This is a genomic window from Luteitalea sp., from assembly GCF_022842525.1.
In the GTDB taxonomy this organism is placed as follows: domain Bacteria; phylum Acidobacteriota; class Vicinamibacteria; order Vicinamibacterales; family Vicinamibacteraceae; genus Luteitalea.
Map to the genome: position 1 here is coordinate 1 of NZ_JALHPM010000323.1, position 4,161 is coordinate 4,161.

The 4,161-nt window shown below is 67.9% G+C and carries 4 protein-coding genes; 1 reads left to right on the forward strand and 3 read right to left on the reverse strand.

Features of this window, described 5'->3' with window-relative positions:
• Window positions 1–763: transaldolase (tal, locus tag Q0C41_RS30225; protein WP_291990550.1), on the reverse strand; the 763-nt coding region annotated here is incomplete at its 3' end.
• A 104-nt stretch (window positions 764–867) separates the two neighbouring features.
• Here tal and pgi point away from each other — a divergent pair.
• Window positions 868–2,508, forward strand: a complete 1,641-nt coding sequence (gene pgi, locus Q0C41_RS30230; RefSeq protein ID WP_291990551.1) for a glucose-6-phosphate isomerase — start codon at window positions 868–870, stop codon at window positions 2,506–2,508.
• A gap of 863 nt (window positions 2,509–3,371) precedes the next feature.
• Here pgi and Q0C41_RS30235 read toward each other — a convergent pair.
• Entirely contained in the window at window positions 3,372–3,560 is a 189-nt protein-coding gene (locus tag Q0C41_RS30235) for a hypothetical protein (protein WP_291990554.1), read from the reverse strand.
• Between the two features lie 45 nt (window positions 3,561–3,605).
• Window positions 3,606–4,049 carry an AAA family ATPase gene (locus Q0C41_RS30240; RefSeq protein WP_291990557.1) on the reverse strand — a complete coding sequence of 148 codons (444 nt, stop codon included), beginning with the start codon at window positions 4,047–4,049 and terminating at the stop codon, window positions 3,606–3,608.
• Window positions 4,050–4,161 lie beyond the last annotated feature (112 nt).

The window sequence follows — 4,161 nt, forward strand, 5'->3', positions numbered from 1 at the left end:
CGGGCGTCTCGGCGAGCGCCGCGAGCAGCTCGGGGCTGATCGTGAGCAGGTCGCTGCCGGCGAGCTGCGTGATCTGCTCGACACGGCGGAAGCTGGCGCCCATGACCTGCGTCTGGTAGCCGTGCTTCTTGAAGTAGGCGTAGATGCGGCGCACCGATTCGACGCCCGGGTCGGCGTCCACGGGAATCTCGGCGCCCTTCGCCTTCCGGTAGTAGTCGTAGATGCGGCCGACGAAGGGCGAGATGAGGGTGACGCCGGCTTCCGCGCAGGCCACCGCCTGCGCGAAGCTGAAGAGCAGCGTCAGATTGCAGTGGATGCCCTCGCGCTCGAGCACCTCGGCGGCGCGGATGCCCTCCCAGGTGCTGCCGATCTTGATGAGCACGCGTTCCTTCGGCACGCCGGCGGCCGCATAGAGCGCGATGAGGTCGTGCGCCTTCGCGATCGTGGCCTCGGTGTCGAAGCTGTGACGCGCGTCCACTTCCGTGGAGACACGGCCCGGGATGATCTTGAGGATCTCGCAGCCGAAAGCGACGGCGAGGCGGTCCATGAAGGCTTCGGTGCGGGCGGGGCCGCTCGTGCCCGTGGCCGCGGCAGCCGCGAGCGCGCCGTCCACCAGCGCCCGGTAGGCCGGCTGCTGCGCCGCCTTGAGCAGCAGCGACGGATTGGTGGTGGCATCCTGCGGCCGGTGCTGGCGGATGGCGTCGATGTCGCCGGTATCGGCAACGACGACCGTGTAACGCTTCAGGGAGTCGAGCAGGGACATGGGGGGATCTTACCGGGGCTCGGGGCTCGGGGCTAGGGGCTGGGGGCTGGGGCGTGCCGCGCCACGCGGTCGCGGGCTTTGCCCGCCACGCGTAGACTACGACGATGAGTCTGACTTCGATCGACGCCTGGACCGCACTCGAACAGCATCGCGACCGCATCGCGGACGTGCCGGTGCGGCAGCTCTTCGCCGACGACCCGGAGCGGTTTGCGCGCTTCTCGATCCGCCTCGACGATCTGCTCGTCGACTACTCGAAGCAGCGCGTCACGGCCGAGACGATGCGGCTCCTCGGCGAGCTCGCCCGCGCCACCGGCGTCGAAGCGGCACGCGATCGCATGTTCGCCGGCGCCCGCATCAACACCACCGAAGATCGCGCCGTGCTGCACGTGGCGCTGCGGCGCACGGCCCCCGGTGCCGTGCTCGTCGACGGCCACGACGTCATGCCCGACGTGCGCGCGGCCCGGGCCCACCTCGCCCAGTTCGCCGACGACGTCCGCGCCGGCCGCTGGACCGGTGCCACCGGCGCGCGCATCACCGACGTGATCAATCTCGGCATCGGCGGCTCGGACCTGGGGCCGGCGATGGTCGTCGACGCGCTCACGCCCTACGGACGCGAGGGTCCGCGGATGCACTTCGTCTCGAACGTCGACGGCGCGCATCTGGACGAGACGCTGCGGCTCGTCGCGCCGGCCACGACCCTCTTCATCATCGCGTCGAAGACCTTCACCACGCAGGAGACGATGGCCAACTCGCGATCGGCACGCGCCTGGCTCGTGGCCGCGCTCGGCGACGCCGCGGTGAGCCGCCACTTCGTGGCGGTCTCGACCAACGCCGCCGCCGTCGAGGCCTTCGGCATCGGCGCCACCAACATGTTCGGCTTCTGGGACTGGGTGGGCGGCCGCTACTCGCTGTGGTCGTCGATCGGCCTGCCGATCGCCATCGCCATCGGCTCGGCGGGCTTCGACGCACTGCTGGCCGGCGCCGACGACATGGACCGCCATTTCGAAACCGCGCCCATCGCCGGCAACCTGCCGATGGTGCTCGGCCTGCTCGGCATCTGGAACACGAACTTCCTCGGGGCCGACACCCACGCGGTGCTGCCGTACGACCAGTACCTGCGGCGCCTGCCGGCCTACCTGCAGCAGCTCGACATGGAGAGCAACGGCAAGGCCGTGACGCGCGAGGGCGCGCCGGTGGACGTGGCCACGGGCCCGATCGTCTGGGGCGAGCCGGGCACCAATGGCCAGCACGCCTTCTACCAGTTGCTGCACCAGAGCCCGCGGCTCGTCTCGGCCGACTTCCTGGCCGCCGCGGAGCCCGCGCACGGCCTGGCGGCGCACCATCCCCTGCTGCTTTCGAACTTCTTCGCGCAGCCCGAAGCCCTCATGCGCGGCAAGACACTCGAGGAGGCGCGGGCCGAACTTGCCGCCGCCGGCCTCGACGCCGACGCCGTGGCGCGTCTGGCCCCGCACAAGGTCTTCCCCGGCAGCCGGCCCACGACCAGCCTGCTCTACCGGCGTCTCGACCCGCGCACGCTCGGCCGCCTGCTCGCCCTCTACGAACACAAGGTGTTCGTGATGGGGGCCGTCTGGGGCATCAATTCGTTCGACCAGTGGGGCGTGGAACTGGGGAAGGTGCTCGCCAACCGCATCCTGCCGGAACTCGACGCCGCCACTGACGCCACCAGCCACGACGGCTCGACCAACGCCCTCATCAACCACGCGCGACGCCTGCGCGGACGGTGAGCGAAGACTCAGGAAGCCGCCGGGGCAGGGTGCGCGGAAGAAGCTGGCGCGCGGGGACGAGGATTCGTGCCCGCTCGCGACGCACGCAGTGAGTCGCGGCGTGCCTGAAGACTGGCGGACGCAGGCAGCTCCGAAGGAGCTGGCGCGCCCGGCAGGATTCGAACCTGCGACCTTCGGCTCCGGAGGCCGATCCGCGCAATTCTTGAGGCGACAGTGCCGCGGGCCTGTCGCAAGTGATTCTCACCGTGTCGTTTTTCAACGCCCTGGAGGTTCGTGTAGAACTCGATTGGGCGCTAAGGGGCTGTCGTCTACAAGGCAGAGGGGAACGCGGTCGCCTGCCCTCCGAGCTTCTCAGCGCTCAGCCGTCTGGCACTCAACCGCTGATCGGTCGGGATTCGCGAAGCAGATGAAGTTGCCGTGGAGCACTGGAATGAAGTGGATGAACCGGGCTTCGGCGTCCGCCACGCACTCGTCGTCTCTCGTGGCGGGCGTGATTGCCTCGATGCTTGGTATTGCCTCAGCTCTGTCCTTCGTGGCGTCGACGGTCGTTGACTCCGTGTCACACTCGCACACTGCTGGCCCCCCCGAGCACGCGACCGAACGCTGAACCGGGAACGAAGAACTCGCCGCCCTAGATCACGCGCATGCGCGGCACGGACGCGGATGGACGGCATCACACGGACATCGGCACAGGCGCCCCAGCGCCCTGAATCGGCGACGGTCCAGAAATCCTGCAATCTCTCACCTCCGACGCCTCGGCGCCGATTGGAGCCCCACGCCCTGCCGTCTGCACGCGAGCCCGTCCTTGACGGACTGTTCTTCGGCCGCTGGGATGCGGTCGCGACCAGGTCCGGCCTTCTAGCCTAAGCCTCCCAAACAACGACGGCGCCATCAGACGGCAGATTCGCCACGAATGTGGCTGGCCGAACGTCCCAGACCTTCATGCCCGGCTTGGTGCGCAGGCCGGCTGGTGATGGGTAGTAGGTGACGCGGCCGCGCACGGTGTAAGCAGTGATCGCCCGCAGGCCCCCGGTGCGGCTGGTCTCGATCACCGCGGTGGCTTCGGAGGACAGAAGGCTTGCCCAGTTCTTAGAGATCTATCCGAGCAGTTCGGGGGTGCGCAGTTGTCGCGCCTCGTCGTAGGTCTGCGTTCCCCCATGCGTCAGGATGGTCCCGTCACCGACGTTCCAGATGCCCTGAGCTCCGTAGCGGTATCCGGCAGCACCGGTAGGCATCATGGTCCAGTATGCGTAAAGCTGGTCGTCGGACCAGAACTGGCCACAGATGCCCTCGTACCATGGCTCCAGGTCGATTACGAAGTGTTCGACGGGCTCGCCGTCTTTGCCCTGCCAGAAGTCCCCGTCCGAGACGTCGTAGCGGGAGAACTTCGCCGAACCCATGCCAAGCCCAATCGCATCGAGCAGCGTGGTCTTCCCGGTATTGTTTGGCCCCACGACGACGGACGGCAGGTCCGGATCGAAGGACAGCTCGAACTCCCTCAGCCCTCGAAAACCAACGACCTTCCTTTTCGAGAGGCGAATTCATAAAGTAAGTGCAACACACTGGCGCCGAAGGGAGGCGACCCGGGATACTTGCGATTCCTCAAATCCGCCAAGAGAAGGGGACGCGCAATGACGTATCACCAGATCACCT